This is a genomic window from Limnochorda pilosa (genome assembly GCF_001544015.1).
In the GTDB taxonomy this organism is placed as follows: Bacteria; Bacillota; Limnochordia; order Limnochordales; family Limnochordaceae; genus Limnochorda; species Limnochorda pilosa.
The window spans coordinates 809,866-828,606 of sequence record NZ_AP014924.1 but is presented as its reverse complement, the minus strand read 5'-3'; the positions used below and the strand labels follow the sequence as shown (position 1 = coordinate 828,606).

General features: G+C 71.9%; 14 protein-coding genes. 8 read left to right on the top strand and 6 right to left on the bottom strand.

Translation table 11 applies throughout. The features are described 5' to 3' along the window. Positions 1–75: 75 nt before the first annotated feature. The 3 genes from ppc (at position 76) to LIP_RS03695 (ending at position 5,448) form a co-directional block, all read left to right on the top strand. Complete coding sequence (ppc, locus tag LIP_RS03705; protein ID WP_068134500.1) at positions 76–2,955, top strand: phosphoenolpyruvate carboxylase; 2,880 nt, start codon at positions 76–78, stop codon at positions 2,953–2,955. Positions 2,956–3,049: 94 nt separating this feature from the next. Continuing rightward, positions 3,050–4,186 (top strand): glutamate 5-kinase, encoded by a 1,137-nt coding sequence (gene proB, locus LIP_RS03700; RefSeq protein ID WP_068134499.1) that lies wholly within the window; start codon positions 3,050–3,052, stop codon positions 4,184–4,186. Continuing rightward, positions 4,186–5,448: a glutamate-5-semialdehyde dehydrogenase gene (locus LIP_RS03695; protein WP_068134498.1), complete on the top strand. Its 1,263-nt coding sequence runs from the start codon at positions 4,186–4,188 to the stop codon at positions 5,446–5,448. Before proB ends, LIP_RS03695 begins: the two co-directional genes overlap by 1 nt. A 112-nt stretch (positions 5,449–5,560) precedes the next feature. Here LIP_RS03695 and tatA read toward each other — a convergent pair whose 3' ends face one another. Together tatA and LIP_RS03685 are read right to left on the bottom strand one after the other, a co-directional pair. Next, the gene (gene tatA, locus LIP_RS03690; RefSeq protein ID WP_068134497.1) at positions 5,561–5,743 is read right to left on the bottom strand and encodes a twin-arginine translocase TatA/TatE family subunit; all 183 of its coding nucleotides are present in this window, start codon (positions 5,741–5,743) and stop codon (positions 5,561–5,563) included. A 144-nt stretch (positions 5,744–5,887) separates the two neighbouring features. Next, positions 5,888–6,949, bottom strand: a complete 1,062-nt coding sequence (locus LIP_RS03685) for a glycoside hydrolase family 130 protein (RefSeq protein WP_068134496.1) — start codon at positions 6,947–6,949, stop codon at positions 5,888–5,890. Between the two features lie 411 nt (positions 6,950–7,360). Here LIP_RS03685 and LIP_RS03680 point away from each other — a divergent pair, with 411 nt between their 5' ends. Together LIP_RS03680 and LIP_RS03675 are read left to right on the top strand one after the other, a co-directional pair. Further along, positions 7,361–8,092 carry a Crp/Fnr family transcriptional regulator gene (locus LIP_RS03680; protein ID WP_082725814.1) on the top strand — a complete coding sequence of 244 codons (732 nt, stop codon included), beginning with the start codon at positions 7,361–7,363 and terminating at the stop codon, positions 8,090–8,092. A gap of 2 nt (positions 8,093–8,094) precedes the next feature. Continuing rightward, positions 8,095–8,853: an SDR family NAD(P)-dependent oxidoreductase gene (locus LIP_RS03675; protein WP_068134492.1), complete on the top strand. Its 759-nt coding sequence runs from the start codon at positions 8,095–8,097 to the stop codon at positions 8,851–8,853. A gap of 6 nt (positions 8,854–8,859) precedes the next feature. Here the strand turns inward: LIP_RS03675 and LIP_RS03670 are convergent, their stop codons facing one another. Then, positions 8,860–9,819, bottom strand: coding sequence for a CoA transferase (locus LIP_RS03670; RefSeq protein WP_068134490.1), 960 nt, complete (start codon positions 9,817–9,819; stop codon positions 8,860–8,862). 369 nt (positions 9,820–10,188) lie between these two features. On the opposite strand from LIP_RS03670, the gene pepF reads away from it, so the two are divergent. Next, on the top strand, positions 10,189–12,045 hold the full coding sequence (gene pepF, locus LIP_RS03665) for an oligoendopeptidase F (RefSeq protein ID WP_198409701.1): 1,857 nt from the start codon (positions 10,189–10,191) through the stop codon (positions 12,043–12,045). A gap of 67 nt (positions 12,046–12,112) precedes the next feature. Here the strand turns inward: pepF and comA are convergent, their stop codons facing one another. Beyond that, positions 12,113–13,048, bottom strand: a complete 936-nt coding sequence (gene comA, locus LIP_RS03660) for a phosphosulfolactate synthase (RefSeq protein ID WP_198409700.1) — start codon at positions 13,046–13,048, stop codon at positions 12,113–12,115. A 42-nt stretch (positions 13,049–13,090) separates the two neighbouring features. Beyond that, positions 13,091–13,666: a phosphatase PAP2 family protein gene (locus LIP_RS03655; protein WP_068134485.1), complete on the bottom strand. Its 576-nt coding sequence runs from the start codon at positions 13,664–13,666 to the stop codon at positions 13,091–13,093. Positions 13,667–13,804: 138 nt separating this feature from the next. Here LIP_RS03655 and LIP_RS03650 point away from each other — a divergent pair, with 138 nt between their 5' ends. Both LIP_RS03650 and mgtE read left to right on the top strand, forming a co-directional pair. After that, complete coding sequence (locus tag LIP_RS03650; RefSeq protein WP_068134482.1) at positions 13,805–14,971, top strand: pyridoxal phosphate-dependent aminotransferase; 1,167 nt, start codon at positions 13,805–13,807, stop codon at positions 14,969–14,971. Positions 14,972–15,478: 507 nt separating this feature from the next. Next, positions 15,479–16,831, top strand: coding sequence for a magnesium transporter (gene mgtE, locus LIP_RS03645; RefSeq protein ID WP_068134479.1), 1,353 nt, complete (start codon positions 15,479–15,481; stop codon positions 16,829–16,831). 42 nt (positions 16,832–16,873) lie between these two features. Here mgtE and LIP_RS03640 read toward each other — a convergent pair whose 3' ends face one another. Next, positions 16,874–18,289: an Ig-like domain-containing protein gene (locus tag LIP_RS03640; protein ID WP_068134477.1), complete on the bottom strand. Its 1,416-nt coding sequence runs from the start codon at positions 18,287–18,289 to the stop codon at positions 16,874–16,876. Positions 18,290–18,741 lie beyond the last annotated feature (452 nt).

The following is an 18,741-nucleotide window of genomic DNA, read 5'->3' as shown; positions in this document are numbered from 1 at the left end:
CCCGCGACGAGGCGACGATTCCCGCCCCTGGTCGCCGCCTCTCGTGCGACCCGCCGCCGTTGGGAGGCCTGAAAGGTGAACGATCTCGCACGCAACCTGGTGCCCGGCCCCGCGAGGCCCGGGGAAGCGCCCATCCAGTGGCGTCCCCAGGATCGCCCCCTTCGCCGGGACGTGCACATCCTGGCCGACATGCTGATGCACATCCTGGCGGAGGAGGTCTCTCCGCGGCTGGCTGAGCAGGTCGAGGGCCTGCGGCGCACGTGCAAGGCCTTACGCGAGGGGGCCTCGCCCGAGCTTGAGCACCAGCTGGAGGCGAGCATCTCGGCTCTGCCGCAGGAGGAGGCCCTGCGGCTCATCCGGGCTTTCTCCCTCTACTTCCAGCTGGTGAACCTGGCCGAGGAGCGCCACCGGGCCCGGCGCCGGCGCCAGTACCGCCTCGACCGGCCCACGGGCCAGGCGGGCTCGCCCGAGGACCTGGCCGTTCACCTCCGGGAGGCCGGCGTGGGGCCCGAGCAGCTCCAGCAGGTCCTGAACCGTCTCCGCATCACGTTGGTGACCACCGCCCACCCCACCCAGACCCTGCGCCGCACCGTCATCGACCACCACCAGCGCATCGCCGCCCTCCTGGAGCGGCTGGACGACCCTCGCCTGGTGCCCGCCGAGCGGCGCCGGGTCCTGGAGGGGCTCCGGCAGGAGATCCGCCTCCTCTGGCAGACCGACGAGCTGCGCGAGCGCCGGCCCACCGTGCTCGACGAGGTACGCGAGGGCCTCTTCTACTTCGAGCGGACCCTCTTGGAGGTGGCACCCCGGCTCTTGGCCGAGCTGGAGCGGGCCCTGAACGACGCCTACCCGGGAGCCTCCCTGCGGGTGCCCGGCATCCTGCGCTTCGGGACCTGGATCGGTGGGGACCGGGACGGCAACCCCCGGGTCACCCCCGAGGTCACGCGCCGGGCGCTCCTGGCCCAGAAGCGGCTGGTGATCACCCGCTACCTGCAGCACCTGGACCGTCTGGGAAGCCGCATGAGCCAGTCCGTCCGGCTGGCTTCCGTGCCCCCCGGCCTCACCGAGCTCCTCGAGAGTTACCGGGCGGCCTTCCCCGACGTCTACCGCTGGGCCGCGGGGCGCTTCCCCGGGGAGCCCTTCCGGGAAGCCTGGGTCTACGCCCGCTGGCGCCTGGAGCTCGCCCGGCCGCCCGCGGACCCCGAGGGCGTGGCGGACCTGGACTCCTTCAGCCCCTTCCGCGGGGAGCCCCCCGCCCCGGCGGATCCCCGGGGCTACCCCAACGCCGCCGCCTTCCTGGACGACCTGCACCGCATCCAGGAGGCCCTGGGGGCCACCTCTCCGGCCCGGCCCCACCTGGACGAGCTGGACCTCTTCATCCGGCAGGTGGAGCTCTTCGGCTTCCACCTGGCCGCCATGGACGTACGCGAGGACGGCGCCCGGGTCCGCCGCGCCGCCCGCTCCCTGCTGGAGGCGGCCGGCCTTCGCCCGCCCACCTCCCCGGCGGATTGGAACCGCCTTTTGGCGGGCCCACCTCTCTTGGGCGAGCCCGCCTCCGCCGGCTCCGGGGTGGACCCCGAGCTGGCCGAGATCCTGGAGAGCCTGCGGGTGATCCGCTGGGCCCAGGAGGCGATCGACCCGCCCGCCGCGTGCGCCTACCTGATCAGCATGGTCCACGGCCCCGAGGCGCTCTGGGAGGCGCTCCTCCTGGCCCGCGAGGCCGGTCTCTTCCGCTGGGAGCCCGCGCCTGGAGAGCATCCGCCCGCGGAGAGCCGGGTGGACGTGGTGCCGCTCGTGGAGTCCATCGGCGACCTGCGCCGGGCGGGCGCGATCCTGGAGGGCGCCTGGACCCTTCCCGCCTACCAGGCCCAGCTCTCCGCCCGCGGTAACCACCAGGAGGTGATGCTGGGCTACTCGGACAGCAACAAGGACGGGGGCTACTTCACCAGCAACTGGGAGATCTACCAGGCCCAGCGCCGTCTCATGCAGGCCGCCCGCCGGCGGGGCGTGGAGATCACTTTCTTCCACGGCCGCGGCGGTGCCATCGGCCGGGGCGGCGGCCCAAGCGTGAAAGCGCTCATGGGCCTGCCGCCCGGGAGCTTGCCCGGCGCCATGCGGATCACCGAGCAGGGCGAGGTGCTTTCCTCCCGCTACCTGCAGCCCGAGCTGGCCATGCGGAACCTGGAGCAGCTGGCCACGGCGGCCATCTGGTCCAGCGTGCCCCAGGCCCGGATGCCCGCCGCCCGCACCGTGGGTGCCCACAGCGCCTGGGAGGAGGCGGCGGACCGGCTTTCCCAGCTCGCCCTGGCCACCTACCGGGGGCTCGTGGAGCGCCCCGGCTTCGAGGCCTACTTCCGCCAGGCCACGCCCATCGCGTACGTCGAGCGGCTCAAGATCGGCTCCCGTCCCAGCTCCCGCCCGGACATGGAGGAGATGGAGGGTCTCAGGGCCATCCCCTGGGTCTTCGCCTGGACCCAGAGCCGCCACCTCATCCCTGGCTGGTACGGCGTCGGCACCGCCCTGGAGCGCTTCGCCACTGAATCGCCCGAGAACCTGGCCCTCCTGCAGGAGATGGCCCAGGCGTGGGCCTTCTGGCAGCCCCTGATGGACAACCTGGAGATGGCCATGTGCAAGGCGGACCTGGGGGTGGCCCGCCTCTACGCGCGCCTGGCCCCCGAGGGGAAGGAGTTCCTGGACCTGATCGAGGACGAGTTCCGCCGAACCCGCGAGTGGGTGCTGCGGCTCTCGGGCCGGAGCGAGCTCCTGGACGGGCAGCCCGTCCTGCAGCGCTCCATCCGGCTGCGGAACCCCTACGTGGACCCCCTGAGCTACCTTCAGGTGGAGATGATCCGGCGGCACCGGGCGGCCTCGCCCCCCGAGGAGCAGGCTGTGCTGGAGGACGCCATCTTCCGGAGCATCAACGGCGTGGTGGGAGGACTGCGGAACTCGGGTTGACGGGGCCGGCGCGCCGGGGGCTCGCCTCGCAACCCGTCCCCGCTGGAATCGGAGACGGGTCACCATGCCCACCCGGCACAGGAGGAACCTTCCCTTGGATCCGTCGCAGGAAACAGCGGCCACCCTCGAAGGCGCCCGCCGCCTGGTGGTGAAGGTGGGCTCGAGCAGCCTCAGCCGCCCCGAAGGCGGGCTGGACGAAGCGCGCATGGCCCGCCTGGTGGAGCGGCTCGTGGCCCTGCGCCGCCGCCACGAGCTGGTGCTGGTCAGTTCGGGGGCCGTGGCCGCGGGGCGCGACGTCCTCCCCGACCGGCCCCCTCAAGGCCTGAGGGAGAAGCAGGCGCTCGCGGCCGTGGGCCAGGGGCGCTTGATCCAGGCCTACGAGGAACTCTTCCGCCCGGCGGGCGTCCAGGTGGCCCAGGTGCTCCTGACCCGCTCCGACGTGCGGGATCGCCGCCGCTACCTGAACACCCGGCTCACCCTCATCACCCTCCTCGCCTGGGGGGTGCTCCCCATCGTCAACGAGAACGACACGGTGGCGGTGGAGGAGATCCGCCTGGGCGACAACGACACCCTCTCGGCCCTGGTGGCCATCCTGGTGGACGCAGACCTGCTCCTGATGCTCTCGGACGTGGACGGCCTCTACGAGGCGGATCCCCGCCGCGCCCCCGGCGCCCGCCGCCTGGCGACCGTGGCCCGCATCGGCCCTGAGCTCCTCCGGTCCGGAGGGAGTCCAGGCCCCCTGGGCTCGGGCGGGATCGCCACCAAGCTGGAGGCGGCCAGGCTCGCCACCCGCTCGGGCGTGGCCGCCGCCCTGGCCCACACAGAGCACGAGGAGACGTGGCACCGCCTCCTCGCGGGCCGGATACCGGGAACGTACTTCCCCGCCCGGGGCGGCCTCTCCGCCCGGAAGCGCTGGATCGTCTTCCACGACCGGCCCCGGGGCTGGGTGCAGGTGGACGCCGGCGCCCAGAACGCCCTCCTTCACGGGGGAAAGAGCCTGCTCCCCGTGGGGGTCACGGCCGTGGGCGGCTCCTTCGGCGCCGGGGATCTCCTGGCCGTGCTGGACGGCGACGGCCGGGAGATCGCCCGGGGGCTGGTCACCGTCGCTCAGGCCGAGCTCGAGCCCATCCTGGCCCTCGAGGGCGAGGAGCGACGCCGCGCCCTGGCCGCCCTGCCCCACGCGGAGCTGATCCACCGGGACAACCTGGTGCTCATGGAGGAGGATGCCTGATGGAAAGGCAGCAAGCGGTCGCTGGCGAGATCGAGGCGGTCCGGGCCCAAGCCAGCGCCGCCCGGCAGGCCGCACGGTGGCTTGCCCGCACCACCACCGCGACGAGGGACCGGCTCCTCCGCGCGATGGCCGAGGCCCTGGAGGAGGCCGCGGGCCCGATCCTGGACGCCAACCGCGAGGACACGGCCTCGGCGGCCGGTAGGCCGCCCGCCTTCCGAGACCGGCTCGCCCTGGACGAGCGGCGTCTCGCGGCGATGGGCGAGAGCCTCCAGCAGGTGGCCGCTCTGCCGGACCCCCTGGGCCGGGGGGAGGGCTGGGTGCGCCCCAACGGGCTCCGCATCCGGAAGGTGCGGGTGCCCCTGGGGGTCGTGGGGCTCATCTACGAGGCTCGCCCCAACGTGACCGCGGAAGCCGCGGCGCTGGCCCTCAAGGCCGGCAACGCCATCCTCCTGCGGGGCGGGAGCGAGGCCCACCGCTCCAACCGGGCCGTCGTGGAGGCGCTTCGGGCGGGCGCCGTCACGGCCGGCGCGCCGCCGGACGTGGTGAACCTCCTTCCTCCCGGGCGGGAAAGCGCCCGGGCGCTGATGGTCACGCCGGGCCTGGTGGACGTCCTCATTCCCCGGGGCGGCCCCGAGCTCATCCGGGCCGTGGTGGCCGAGGCCCGGGTTCCCGTGATCGAGACGGGTGCCGGCAACTGTCACACCTACGTGCACCAGGATGCGGACCTGGAGATGGCCCTCCGCATCGCCGTCAACGCCAAGACCCAGCGACCGGCCGTCTGCAACGCCATGGAGACCCTGCTGGTCCACCGCGACGCGGCCCCGGCCTTCCTGCCCCGGCTCGGCGACGCGATGCGGGAGAAGGGCGTCACCCTCCGGGGTTGCCCCGAAACCCGCCGCCACCTTCCCTGGGCCGAGGAGGCCACCGAGGCGGACTGGGCCACCGAGTACCTGGACCTGATCCTCGCCGTGCGGGTGGTGGACGACCTGGACCAGGCCCTGGCCCACATCGCCCGCTACACCACCGGCCACTCGGAGGCCATCGTCACCCGCTCGCTGGAGGCTGCCCACCGCTTCCAGCAGGAGGTGGACGCGGCCGTAGTCTACGTCAACGCCTCCACCCGTTTCACCGACGGGGGCGAGTTCGGCCTCGGGGCGGAGGTGGGCATCAGCACCCAGAAGCTCCACGCCCGCGGGCCCATGGGGCTCGAGGCCCTCACCACCGTCCGGTTCTTGGTGGAAGGCGAGGGCCAGGTGCGCTGACGCCGTTCGGGTGGCGGCGAGCTGCCCTCAGGCCATCCAGGATCTGTCCCGAACAGCCTGAACCGGGACGAAGGGCCCACGCGCCGGGTGGGCCCTTCGTCGCACCCCGATGCTAGCTCCGCCGCTCCCGGCCGGGGTCGTCGGGGTTGGAGGCCTGCTCGCCGCCCGATAGGGCCTCCTTGAAGTCGCGCATCCCCTTGCCGATCGCCTTGCCCACCTGGGGCAGCTTGCCCGGCCCGAAGATGAGCAGGGCGATGACCAAGATGATGACCAGCTCCATCGGCCCGAACCGCATAGGGGGTCCTCCTTCCGCTTCGCTTGAGTGGTTCGGGGCCGGCGGTCCCCGCACCTGCCGGGCAGATCCCTCCCGCGTCGTGGACCGGTGACCGGCGGGACCGCTCCGAGACGCGCTGCCCGCCGGCAGCAGGCCGGCGAGAGGTCAGCGAGCCCGCACGGGCACCGGCTCCAGGGAGTCCAGGACCTCGTCCACGCTGGTGACCGCCAGGGCGATGGATTGATCGGCCGCGCCGTAGAAGATGCGCAGGGTTCCATCGGGCTCCACCACGGTGCCGCACGTGAAGACGGCGTTGTGGAAGAAACCGTTGGTCTCGTAAGGCGCCTCGGGCACCAGGATCGGGTCCTGCGAGCGGGCGAGCACCACGTGGGGCGCCTCCGCGTCCATCAGGGCACCCCCCAGGCAGTAGCGGGTCTCGTCCGCCCCGTGGTAGATGGCGAGCCACCCCTTCTCCGTCATGAAGGGGACCGACCCCGCGCCGATGCGGACGCCGTCCCACATACCCTTGCGCACCCCCAGGAGGTGGCGGTGATCGCCCCAGTGGCGCAGGTCTTCGGAGTAGGCCAGCCAGATGTCGGGGCTTCCAAGGCCGCGGGCGCTGGGCCGGTGCAGGGCCGCGTACCGTCCGCCCACCCGGGCAGGGAAGATGGCCACGTCCTTGTTCTCCGGAGGGAAGATCACGCCCATCCGCTCGAAGGTGCGGAAGTCCGGCGTCCGGATCAGGGAGACGGTGACGCCCCGCCGCGAGACGGAAGTGTAGACGATCAGGTACCGGCCGTCCAGGTAGGTGATGCGGGGGTCCTCGATGCCGTACTCCTCGTACATCCCCGAGGGCACCAGCGTCGGCTGCGGGTCCACCCGGAAGTGGACGCCGTCGGTGCTCCGCGCGAGGCGCAGGTGCGAGATGGAAGTGAGGTGGAGCTGGCCCCGGTAGACCACGGCCCTCGGGTCCGACACGTCCACGTCGGGCGAGTCGCGGCGGATCCGGAGCACCTGAACCCCGTCCCCGTCTTCGCTCGCGTGGGGGAAGGCGACGTAGTCTGGGTCGTCGTTGGTCGGGCGCTCAGCCACCCGCAGCAGAAGCAGGGTCTCCTCCCCGATCTTCGCCGCGCCCGCGTTGAAGGCCCCGATCACCTCCAGGCCTTCACGGGATGGAATGACGTCCGCCGGCGTGATCACGGGGTTGTGGGGATCGCGTCGCATCATCAGGGGAGGCCCCTCCTACCGTTGCCGATGGCGAATGCCAGCGGCGGGGCCCTGAGCCCCGCTCCGCCCGGTTCACCCGCCCACGCACAGAATATGACGCACACCGAAGCCACGATCGGGCCCATCTTTGCACAAAAGCCCTATGCGGTCAACGTGTACTGCTTGGAAGTTCTCTGGGTTGTTGGTTCAACTTGAGGAGCCGTGGAAGGTGGCATCGTCCTCTCGAGGGCGGCCTCGCTCCGCCGAAGTCGCTCTCACGCCGTCGCAGGGTCCACGAAACCGTGCGAACCCGGGCACCGACCCTTGGATTCCTTTCGGCAGTCCCCCGGCGGTCCTCAACGTCCGCACGCCTCTTCGGGGCGCCCGCCACCCGCTCCGCTCCGCAGGCTATAATGAACGCCGGGGGTGGCCATGCCCGATCACCGTTCGTCCCGCTGGAGCGAAATCCTTGGTCGGATTCCGGCCCTGGAGGGGTTGCCGGCCGAGGACCTGGCGCCTTTGGCCCGCGTGGTGGAACCCCGCCGCTTCCACACCGGCGAGGTGGTCTTCCGGGAAGGCGAACCCGTGCGGGCCATCTACCTGGTGGGCCGCGGCATGGTGAAGGCGGCCACCGCCGACGGCGAGGGCCGGGAGCAGATCCTCTCGGTCCTGGCCAGGGGGGACCTCTTCCCCCACGTGGGCCTGCTGGAGGGCGGCGGCTATCCGGCCACCGCCACCTGTCTGGAGGAGAGCGAGCTGGGGGAGGTCTCGCGCGCGGCGTTCCTCGCGGTCCTCAGCCGGAACCCGGATCTCACCGTGCGGCTGTTGCTCCTCTTCTCCCAGCGGCTTCGCCTGCTGCAGGACCAGGTGCGGGAGCTCACCCTGGCCGACGCAGCGACCCGCGTGGCCCGCATCCTGGAGCGCTTGGCCCGGCGGGCAGGCCTCCCCGGCGACGATGGGCTCCGGCTTCCGCCCCACCTGAACCAGGAGACCCTGGCCCGCATGGCCGGCGTGACCCGGGAGACCACCAACCGGGTGCTGGCCCGGTTTCGGCGGGAGGGGTCCCTGCGGGTGACGGCCGAGGGGCTGGTGGTGTTGGACCTGGAGGGGCTGGCGGGTCGATCCCGATCGCCGGCCGACCCGCGCCCCGATCAAGGAGGATGACGATGGACCTGGATCTGAAGGGCAAGGTGGTCATGGTCACGGGAGCGAGCAGGGGCCTGGGGTTGGCCATCGCCCGAGCCCTGGCCGAAGAGGGCGCCCGGCTGGCCATCGGCGCCCGGGGTGCGGAGGCGCTGGAGCATGCCGCCGAGGAACTCCGGGGTCTGGGGGCCGAGGTCTTCGCCCGGCCCGTGGACATCACCGATGGTTCCCAGGCCCGCGCCTTTTACGCGGAAGCGTGCGAGGCCCTGGGCGCGCCCCAGGTGCTGGTGCTCAACGCCGGCGGCACGCCCCCCGCCAGCGACGAGGTCGACGCCCTCCAAGGCTCCTTCGCCCTGAACGCCACCGCCAACCTGCGCCTCGCCCGGATGGCCGCTCCGGCCATGGAGGCCCAGGGCGGCGGGAGCATGCTCTTCATCGCCTCCATCTGGGGGCGGGAGGCGGGCGGCCGGCTCGCCTACAACGCCGCCAAGGCCGCGGAGATCAGCCTGGCCAAGGCCCTGGCGCGGGAGCTCGCGCCCCGGGGGATCCGGGTGAACTGCCTCGCCCCCGGCAGCATCCTCTTCCCCGGCGGCTCCTGGGACCGGCGGCAACAGGCGGACCCCGAAGGGATCGCTCGCTTCGTGGAGCAGGAGATCCCGTCAGGCCGGTTCGGCAGGCCCGAAGAGGTGGCCTGGGCGGCCGCGTTCCTGGTCTCACCTCGGGCAAGCTGGGTGCGGGGGGCCTGCCTCACCGTGGACGGCGGCCAGTCGCGGGCGTTCTGACGGCTCCTACGCGAAGGTGGAGGCGGGCCCGCCGGGTCGAGGGGCCACGGGCTCCAGCGGCAGGTCGAGGCGGGCGGCCCGCTCGGCCCACTCGGCTGCCGTCCGGGCCCTGAAGCGCTCGGCCAGCCGCTCGCGAACGTGCGGCACTTGGGCCACAGGCCGGTGGCCCAGGGGCTCCAGCTCCTCCAGGCCCTCGGCCAGGCAGAACCGGCCCCAGCTCCGGCGCTCCAACGCGGCCAGGGCGATCCAGCCGTCCTGGCATGGGTAGAGGTGGTAGGCGGCGATCCCGCCCCCCAGCACCCCGCCGGGGGCAGTGAGCCCCGCCGCCAGGGCCTGGGCGAAGAAGGCCCCCGCCTGGCTCAGGGCGATCTCCTGGTAGCCTCCCCGCCCGGACCGCTCGCGGGCCAGGAGCAGCCGGTAGCAGGCGGCCACCGCCGCCAGCGCGCCGCCGTAGTCGGCCACCAGGACCCTCGGCTGGGAAGGCTCCCCACCGGCCTCCAGGGTGCCCGCGGCGGCCTGGTAGGTGAGGTCGTGGCCGGAACGCTCCTGGTCGGGCTCGGGATAGCCAACGATCGCCACCTGCACCAGGCCGGGGTGGCGTGCCCGCACCTCCTCGGAAGCCAGGCCCAGGCGGGCCAGCGTCGAGGGGCGGAGGGAGGTGAGGAGGACGTCCACCCGGCTCAGCTCGCGCTGGAGCGACCGCTGCCCGTCGGGCTCCTTCAGGTCCAGGCGAAGGATCCGTTTCGCCTGGTGGATCACCCGGTAATAGGCAGGAGCCACCCGTGCCAGGGCGTCTCCCTCGGGCGGCTCGAACCGGACCACCTCGGCGCCGTCCGCGGCCAGGACGGCCCCCGCCAGGGGTCCCGGAAGGTTGGGGGCCACCTCCACCACCCGAACGCCCGCCAGGGCTTGACCTTGGCCGGGCAGCCACCCGCTCGGAAGGACCCTGGCGGCACTCTCTCCCACACGCGATCCCTCCCCGGCCCGGAGGCCTGCGTCGCCCCGGGACGTGCCAGAACCTTCGCCCCTTTCACGTTCATCTCCTCTCGTGGACGGCCTCCCTGCCGGAACACCCGCCCCGTGGCCTTTCACCGGGAACTGGAGGGATCGGCTCCCAGGTTGAGAATAGTAAGGTTCGGGATGGGGTCATGAGGCTGGATGCGGGCCGTGTCGGTGCGAGCACGCCTGAGGATCTGCAGGCACGCGGCGTGAGACCTCGGCTCATTCGAGCCACGGGCCACGGCAACCGGCAGACGTGCGGTACGGACAAAGACGGCTTCCCGGCCCCCAAGGCGACAGGGACCCGTTGAAACCTTCGAACGGGAGTGGAGCCGCATGCGGATGGAGCTGCCGGGGTACGGCCCGGCGAATGATGAAGCCGCCACCGCGCCAACGCTGGAGGTGCCGGAACGGGCGAGCGTCCCGGAGGAGCACCGCTGGCGCCTGGAGGACATCTTCGCCGACCAGGACGCCTGGGAGCGGGCGTTTCGGGAGCTGGAGGAGGTGATCACCCGCCTCCAGGCCTTCCAGGGGAAGCTGGGCGCGTCGGGCGCCGTCTTGCTGGACTTCATGCAGCAAAGCGAGCAGGCGGGCCAGAAGGCCGACGCCCTCTACGCCTACGCCCACATGCGCCTCGACGAGGACACCGCCCACCCGGGCCACCAGGCCATGCAGGCCAGGGCCCTCAACCTGATGGTGCGGCTGGACAGCGCCCTGTCCTATGCCACCCCCGAGATCCTGGCCATTCCCCCCGACCGCCTGGAGGCGTTCCTGCGGGAGACGCGCGGCCTGGACCTCTACCGCCACGCATTGGACGAGATCCAGCGGAAGCGGCCGCACACCCTCTCGGAGCCCGAGGAGCACCTCCTGGCCATGGCAGGTGAGGTAGGCCACGCCCCCGGCCAGATCTTCCAGATGATCAACGAAGCCGACATCCGCTTCCCCACCGTGAAGGACGAGGACGGCCGGGAGCTGGAGATCACCCACGCCCGCTACGGCAGGCTCCTGGAGAGCCGGGACCGCCGGGTGCGACGCGAGACCTTCCAGGGCCTCTACGCCTCGTACCGGAAGCTGCTCAACACCCTGGCCGCCACGTTGACCGGCCAGATCCGCCGGAACATCTTCTTCGCCCGGGCCCGGAAGTTCGGGAGCGCCCTGGAGGCCGCCCTCTTCCCCGACAACGTGCCGGTGGACCTCTACACCAACCTCCTGGAGGCAGTCCACGAGGGCCTACCCACCCTCCATCGCTACATCGGCCTCCGCAAGCGGGCCCTGAGGCTGGACGAGCACCACATGTACGACGTGTACGCCACCATCGTCCCCGAGGTGAGGGTGCGAATCCCCTACCCGGAGGCGGTGGAGCTGGCGGCCGAGGCGCTGGCGCCCCTGGGCGAGGAGTACGTCCGGGTGCTGCGGCACGGCCTGCACTCTCGCTGGGTGGACGTCTACGAGAACCGGGGTAAGCGCAGCGGCGCGTACTCCTCCGGCGTCTACGGGGTGCACCCCTACGTCCTCCTCAACTACCAGGACACCCTCGACAACCTCTTCACCCTGGTTCACGAGATGGGCCACGCGATGCACACCTACTTCAGCGACCGCACGCAGCCCTACGTGTACTCCCAGTACACCATCTTCGTGGCCGAGGTGGCCTCCACGGTGAACGAGGCGCTCCTGGCCCACCATCTGCTCCAGCGGTGGAACGATCGCGCTCGGAAGCTCTACGTGCTCAACCACCAGCTCGACAACTTCCGCACCACCCTCTTTCGCCAGGCGATGTTCGCCGAGTTCGAGCGGAAGATCCACGCCGAAGCCGAGGGCGGCCAGCCGCCCACGGCCGAGCGGCTGTCGGAGGTCTACGGCGACCTGAACGCCACCTACTACGGGCCGGACATGGTGAGCGACGACGAGATCCGCATCGAGTGGAGCCGGATCCCGCACTTCTACATGAACTTCTACGTGTACAAGTACGCGACGGGCTTCTCGGCCGCCCAGGCCCTTACCCGCCGGATTCTAGAGGAGGGCCGCCCCGCCGTGGACGATTACCTGGCCTTCCTGAGCGGGGGGTCCTCCGACTACCCCCTCGTGCTCCTGCGGCGAGCCGGGGTCGACATGGCCTCGCCCGAGCCCGTCCGGCAGGCGATCCGCTCCTTCGGCGAGCTGGTGGAGCAGATGGAACGGCTGCTCCAGGTCTAGAGCCGGGGTGGGTCCGGGGCGGGCCGGGGGGCGTGGGTTCGCACCCGGCCGGGTGACGCCGGGCTGATCACGCCCGGCGTTCGCTGTCCCGCACCACCGGCCGGAAGGTGTCGCCGCGCAGGCCAACCCGGAGGGCCTCCAGCGCCAGGATGCCCGGCGGCTCCACGTTGCCCAGGTTGGCGTTCACCCCGAAGCGCCGGAGAAGCTCTTCCTGCTGGCTCTTGCGCGGCGCCTCCCAGATGATCCGCTCGGGCCCACCGGCGGCTTCCACCAGCGCGTCCAGTAGGTCTGAATCGATGGAGCCGTCGCCGCGGTAGATCCCCACGGTGTGGCCCGACTCCCGCCCCTCCACGATCACCCAGGCGGCGCCCTCGTTCAGGTCCACCCTGAGCGTTCGGAGGAGGACGGCCGGGTCCGGCCGATCGTCCGGGTGCTTCTTGCCCACCTCGGTGACGACGGTGAACCCTTCCCGCCGCAGGCGCCGCAGGATGCGACATCGCTCCTCCAGCGAAAGGGAGATGGTCCCGTCCGAGAGCTCCACCGTCCGGATCCCCACCGCCGACGCCCGGTCGATCCAGGCTTCCAGCCGTCCCTGAAAGAGGGCCACTTCCAGCAGGGTCCCGCCCGGGTACACCTCCACCCCGTATCGCCGGGCGACCTCCACCCGTTCCGCCAGGGCTTCCTGGGCCAGGAGGGCCGAGGTGCCGAAGGCCAGCTTCCAGAAGTCCACGTAAGGCGCCGCCACGGCCAGGAGACCATCCAGCACCTGCAGGGGGGTCCCCTTGTCCAGCACCATGGTGAGGCCCACCTGCCGCGGCTTCGCCTGGCGCCCCCGAAGGGGTGGTTCAACGGCCCCTTCCCATGCCCAGGCTGACGGGTCCCGGCCCGCGCCCCCGTCCCCGTTCGGCCATGGCTGCAGGTCCTTCGTGACGCCCAGCGGTTCCACGTACCATCCCACCCGTCCCCAGAGGTCTCCCGGGGGCAGGGCCGCCAGACCCTCCACCGGGTCACCCGCAGTCTATGGGACCGGGGTCCCAGGTGCGCGTCAGAAGTTCCAGCGGAAGCCGAACCACGGGCGACCCTCCAGCGCGGCCCTGCCCGCCAGGTGGCCCACCGCCGCCCCGGCCAGCACGTCGCTGGGCCAGTGGTCCCCGGTGTAGATCCGGGAGAGTCCCACCCCGGCCGCGAGGGCGTACCAGACCACGGCTCCGTCAGGGTACCGCCCCGCCAGCACCGTGGCCAGAGCGAAGGCGCTGGAGGTGTGGCCCGAGGGGAAGCTGTGGTGAGCCTCAGCCAGGGAAGGCCCCGCGAAGCGGGCCGCACCCTCGCCGGTCCAGGGCCGCGCCCGACCCAGGGCGACCTTGCCCGCCCAGGTGGCAACCGCCGCGCCCACCTCCGCCTCCACCACCCGGCCGGCCGACCCCCCGTCCCCGGCAGCGAGCAGCACCAGCACGGCCCCCAGGTGCACCGGCGCCTCGCCCAGGCGGGCCACCTCGCCCAGCCAGGGCGCGTCCCACGAGCGCACCCAGCCGGCCACGGCCTCGTCGGGCGAGGCGGCGGACGCCCCAGGGCCCCCGGCCACCAGCATGAGCAGAACGAAGGCGACTACCCGTGTGCGCACCTTCAGGACCTCCGTATCATGAGGGGATGGCCATGAAGCCACGTTTCAGCAGGAAAGCTCTGAAGGAGCGGGAACCAGTTGCTTCAACGTGCTTCAAACGCGTGCGGTCCCACACCGAAGGGTTCGGAGGCGTTCCTGATGAAACCTCTTTCCCGCAACGCCGCCGGGCTTGCCCCCCAGGGCATCCGGGCGGTCATGGAGCTGGCGCGCCAGGTGCCCGGGTGCATCCACCTGGAGCTGGGCGAGCCCGACTTCCCCACCCCGCCGCACATCGTGGAGGCGGCGGTGGCCGCCGCCCGCGAGGGGTGGCACAAGTACACCCCCAACGCCGGGCTGCCAGAGCTGCGCGAGGCGGTGGCGCGCCGGGTTGCCGCCGACGACGGGCTCGCGGTGGAGGCCCGGCAGGTCTGCATCCACCCGGGCGCCGTCACCGGCATCGCGAGTGCCCTCATGGCCCTGGTGGAGCCGGGGGACGAGGTGCTGGTACCCGCGCTCTCGTGGCCCAACGCCACCATGTTCCTGGAGCTTCAGGGCGCCCGGGCCGTCCCCTACCCCCTGCCCGCCGAGAGAGGTTTCCTGCCGGACCCTGAGTCCATCGGCCGGCTCGTGGGGCCGCGCACCAAGGTGCTCCTGCTCAACACGCCAGCCAACCCCACGGGCGCCGTCTTTCCCGAATCCCTCGTCCGAGATCTGGTGGAGGTGGCCCGGGCCCACGACCTCTGGATCCTCTCGGACGAGATCTACGCCCGCATCGTGTTCGACGCGTCCCACGTGAGCCCTGCCCGCTTCGCGCCCGAGCGGACCGTGGTCGTCTCAGGCCTCTCCAAAGCGTACGCCATGACCGGCTGGCGCATCGGATACACCATCTCCCCGCGCCAGGTGGCCGACCTGATCGTGCGCTTGCAGGAGCCCTTGATCTCCTGCACCAACACCATCGCCCAGCGGGCGGCCCTGGCGGCGCTGGACGGACCCCAGGCATGCGTGGCCGAGATGCGCGATGCCTACCACCGCCGGCGCGACCGGGCGGTGGAGCTCCTGGCGACCCTGGGCCTCCCCGCCTACAGGCCTCAGGGTGCCTTCTACCTCATGGTGCCGGCCACCCTCCCAGGCGAACCCTCCACCGACGCGGCCCGCCGCATGGTGCTCGAGCAAGGGGTCGCCGTGGCCCCGGGCTCGGCCTTCGGCACCGCAGGCGAGGGGTTGGTCCGGGTCTCCCTGGCCAGCTCCGAAGCAGACCTGAGCGAGGGCCTGCGCCGCCTGGCCGCGCATATGGCCGGTGAGCGGGCAGCCGCCACCAGCGGGTGAGCCGGCCTGCCGCCCCATCGGCTCCGGCCACGCGGCCCTTCGCTGGGCCCCGTTCGCTCCTCGCGACGTCCGGATGGAGCGCACGGCTCGTCCTCCGGGATACCGAGGGGGAGCTCTTCGGCGTCCGGGGACAGTCGGTCGAGTTCGGTGCCGTCGTCCACGACGGCCTGCGCTTCCCGGTCGAGGTTCGCATTGCATTCCCATGGAGGCCGGGTATAGAATCAGACAGGATCCACGCGGGCGCACGTGCCACGTCTGGCAGCGGCTCCATGCGACCCGCGACGTTGGGGGGTGATGGCGACGGAACCTGAGCCCAGTGGTGAACCCTTACGACATGGGTGGACCTGCACGACGCAAGGGGACCGTCGTACCATCACCGGCGGCCGCGCTATACCCGGGTTCACGGAAGTCCCTGCCCGCCTCGTGGGCGACGAGCGCGCGTCCTCGAGCCTCTGACCGGCGCGGACCTCCCGGGCAGGCGCCCTGGCCGCCCAGGGAGGGATCCGGATGAGCCCCATCTCCGAGGACCTGCACGCGCTGGTAGCCGAGCGTGCCTTCCCCCGCATCAAAAGCCATCTGGAGGACCTTTCCACCCGCGACGCCGCCGATCTCCTGGAGGAACTGCCCCCCACGGACCGGGCGGTGGTCTTCCGCCTGCTGGAGAAGGACCGGGCCATCGAGGTCTTCGAGTATCTGGAGACCGAGGACCAGCAGGAGCTCCTCGCGGGCCTCCACGATCACGAGGTCGTCCAAGTGCTGGAGGAGATGTCGCCGGACGACCGCACCCGCCTCCTGGACGAGATGCCCGCGAAGGTGGCCAAGCGCTTCCTGGAGCAGCTCTCGCCCGAGGAACGCCGCGTGGCCACGCTGCTCTTGGGGTACGCGCCCGACTCGGCCGGACGGCTGATGACCCCCGAGTACGTCAGCATCCACCAGGAGCTGACGGCCTCCCAGGCCCTGGAGAAGATCCGCAAGGTGGGCCTTGACAAGGAGACCATCTACAGCATCTACATCACCGACGCCGGCCGACACCTGCGGGGGGTCGTCTCGTTGCGGGACCTGGTGCTGGCCGACCCCACCCGCCCCGTGGGGGAGCTGGCCGAGACCGACGTCATCTCCGTCCGGACCGACGCCGACCAGGAGGAGGCGGCCCGCCTCGTCGCCGACTACGACCTCCTGGCCCTCCCCGTGGTGGATCGGGAGGACCGGCTGGTGGGCGTGATCACCGTCGACGACGCCATGGACGTCCTGCAGGAGGAGGCCACCGAGGACTTCCAGCGTTTCGTGGCCATGACGCCCGACGGCGGTGCCGGGGTGGACCGGTACTACGCGCTCCGGCTGAGGGATCGGGTAAGCCGGCGCCTTCCCTGGCTCATGGGTCTGCTCCTCTTCAACTCCGTCTCCGGCCTGATCATCTCCAGCTTCGAGAGCACCATCCAGGCCGTCATCGCCCTGACCTTCTTCATCCCCATCATCATGGACACCGCCGGGAACACGGGATCCCAGGCGGCCACGGTGGCGGTGCGGGCGCTGGCCACGGGAGAGATCACGGGCCGGGAGTTCTGGCGGGCCTTGAGGGGAGAGCTGGCCACGGGCCTCCTGATGGGGCTGCTGCTGGCCGCGGGGGCCTGGGTGATGGCCTACGTGCGCACGGGCGAGAGCTTCCTGGGGGTGGCCATCGGCGTGGCCCTCGCGGGTACCGTCCTGGCCTCGGGGTTGGTGGGCACCATGCTGCCCTTCCTGCTGCGGACCCTTCGCATCGACCCGGCGGTCGCTTCGGCCCCTTTCATCACCTCCATCGGCGACGTGGTGGGGCTGGTTCTCTACTTCTGGACGGCGCGGGTGCTGCTGCACTTGTGAGCCTCTGGCCCCGGGAGGGTCCCCAAAGGCGACCTCGGAGGCTCACGGGAAGAGGTCGATGCCGGTCACCAGCACGACCCGCGCCTCGGTGGAGCTCTCCACGCCGCCTCGGAAGACCAGGTCCGCGTTCAGCTCGAAGGGGACGGCGAAGCGGCTGCCGCGCAGCCAGTCGAACTGGGTCCCCAGGGTCAGCCGCAGACCCAGCCCCGTCTCCATCCCCTCCTTCAGGGGCGTGACGATGCCGATGCCGGTACCGAAGTAGCCTCCGCGGCTCCGCTGCATGGCATCCAGCATCACCGTGAAGTCCTGGTTGGGGTGGACGTCCATGTCCAGGGTCACGAGCCCGCTCCCCAGGAGCGAGCTGAAGAAGCCGGTGAGGAAGCTGAGGGGGTTCTCCAGGCCCTTGGAGAGGTCCACCTTCTGGGAGGTGGTCTGCAGGGTGATGCTCGGGGTCAGGCGGAGGCCGAAGGCGGCCGCGGTCTCCCTCTGCGCGGCGACCTCGCTGAGGTTGGCGCCGGCGCGGAAGCCCAGGTTGGGAGCCAGCACCGCCACGTTCACCGAAGCGGTGTCGGCGGTGCTGGGCCGGCCCAGCGCCTGGACCTGCACCGTGGCCTGACCCGGCGAGAGGCCCGTCACCAGACCGTCCGAGGTCACCGCCACCCGCCCCTCGTCGTCCGACTGGAAGGCCAGGGTCACGTTGGGGAGCAAGGTGCCGTCCTCATCGAAGGCGAGCACGTTCAGCCTCTGGCTCTGCCCGATGGGGAGTCGGAGGGCCGAAGGCAGAACCACCAGCTTGGCCACCTTGCGGGGAACCACCTCGGTGCCCGGGGGGTAGACCTCCCGCAGGAGGTCGTCGGCGCACCCCAGCAGGGCGGGGGGCTTGTCCGCCTGGGCCACGGCCGATCCCACCAGCCGGGCCGGCGAGCCCGCCCTGGATCCGTCCGCCAGGCGGTAACGTTCGATCACGGCCACGAGGCCGCCCTGGACGGCCAGCACCCGCCCCACCACCGCCTCCTCCACCTGCGCCCGGGAGAGGAGAGCCTCGGCCGCCTCCTGCAGCCAGGTGCGCATCGCCTCGACGCTGGCCTCGGACCCCGGCGGCGGGGGGACGTTCGCCTCCTGAAGCCGGCGCTCGAGCCGGACCCCGGTGACCGGACGGAACTGGCCGGACTGCACCAGCCGTGCCGCCAGCGCATCGGACAGGGCCTGGGAGAGCAACTCCAGGTCGCGCTGGTCCTTCACGGCGGTCTCCGAAGTGCCGACCTGCTGGTTCAGCACCTGGAGGGGGAAGATGGCCACCAGCGGCCCCTCGCCCGGCCGGCGCACCTGGATGACCGGAAGCGTCTCCTCCTGGGCGAGCACCGGAAGCGGAAGCAGGAACAGGAGGGCAAGGCATGCGGCTCCGAGCCGCGAGGCCCGCAGGCCCCGCCGGTGGATGGGAGCGGTCGCGCTCGGCATGGAGACTCCACTTCTCCCCTCGGGCATCGAAGCGGCCGGTCCTCCTGCAGGCCCGCCACAGGGCCTGCGGCCGGTCGGGCAGGGGCCGCCCGGCGGATCGCCGGCGCCAGCGCCGCCCGCGCATGGTCGCTGGGCTCGCTGCGTCGTGGGGATGGTTTCGGCCCAAGGCGCTCCGGACCCTCCCTGCCGGGGGTTCCGGCCAGGGGAAGAGTGGCTGGCGGTTTCTTCCGGACGGGCGCCTGCGGCCGGACACACTAAGGCCCGGCAGCCTTCGCCGGGCCTCAGGAAACGTCAGGGTGAGCTTGTCCGCTTACTTGCCGGAGCCGGGCTTCTTGCCGGTCTGCTTCGCGGGCTTCTTCTCGGCCACGGGAGTCACCTCCTCCCCGGTACGAGTAGACCCATTGGGTGCATCGCTCGCAACGACGTTGCGAGGCGGTACCGAGGCCCCTGGC

Bases quoted from the DNA above. Each gene is read 5' to 3' on its own strand.
- LIP_RS03695 (WP_068134498.1), top strand. From the start codon at position 4,186: ATGGAAAGGCAGCAAGCGGTCGCTGGCGAGATCGAGGCGGTCCGGGCC.
- tatA (WP_068134497.1), bottom strand. From the start codon at position 5,743: ATGCGGTTCGGGCCGATGGAGCTGGTCATCATCTTGGTCATCGCCCTG.
- LIP_RS03685 (WP_068134496.1), bottom strand. From the start codon at position 6,949: ATGATGCGACGCGATCCCCACAACCCCGTGATCACGCCGGCGGACGTC.
- LIP_RS03680 (WP_082725814.1), top strand. From the start codon at position 7,361: ATGCCCGATCACCGTTCGTCCCGCTGGAGCGAAATCCTTGGTCGGATT.
- LIP_RS03675 (WP_068134492.1), top strand. From the start codon at position 8,095: ATGGACCTGGATCTGAAGGGCAAGGTGGTCATGGTCACGGGAGCGAGC.
- pepF (WP_198409701.1), top strand. From the start codon at position 10,189: ATGCGGATGGAGCTGCCGGGGTACGGCCCGGCGAATGATGAAGCCGCC.
- LIP_RS03650 (WP_068134482.1), top strand. From the start codon at position 13,805: ATGAAACCTCTTTCCCGCAACGCCGCCGGGCTTGCCCCCCAGGGCATC.
- mgtE (WP_068134479.1), top strand. From the start codon at position 15,479: ATGAGCCCCATCTCCGAGGACCTGCACGCGCTGGTAGCCGAGCGTGCC.
- LIP_RS03640 (WP_068134477.1), bottom strand. From the start codon at position 18,289: ATGCCGAGCGCGACCGCTCCCATCCACCGGCGGGGCCTGCGGGCCTCG.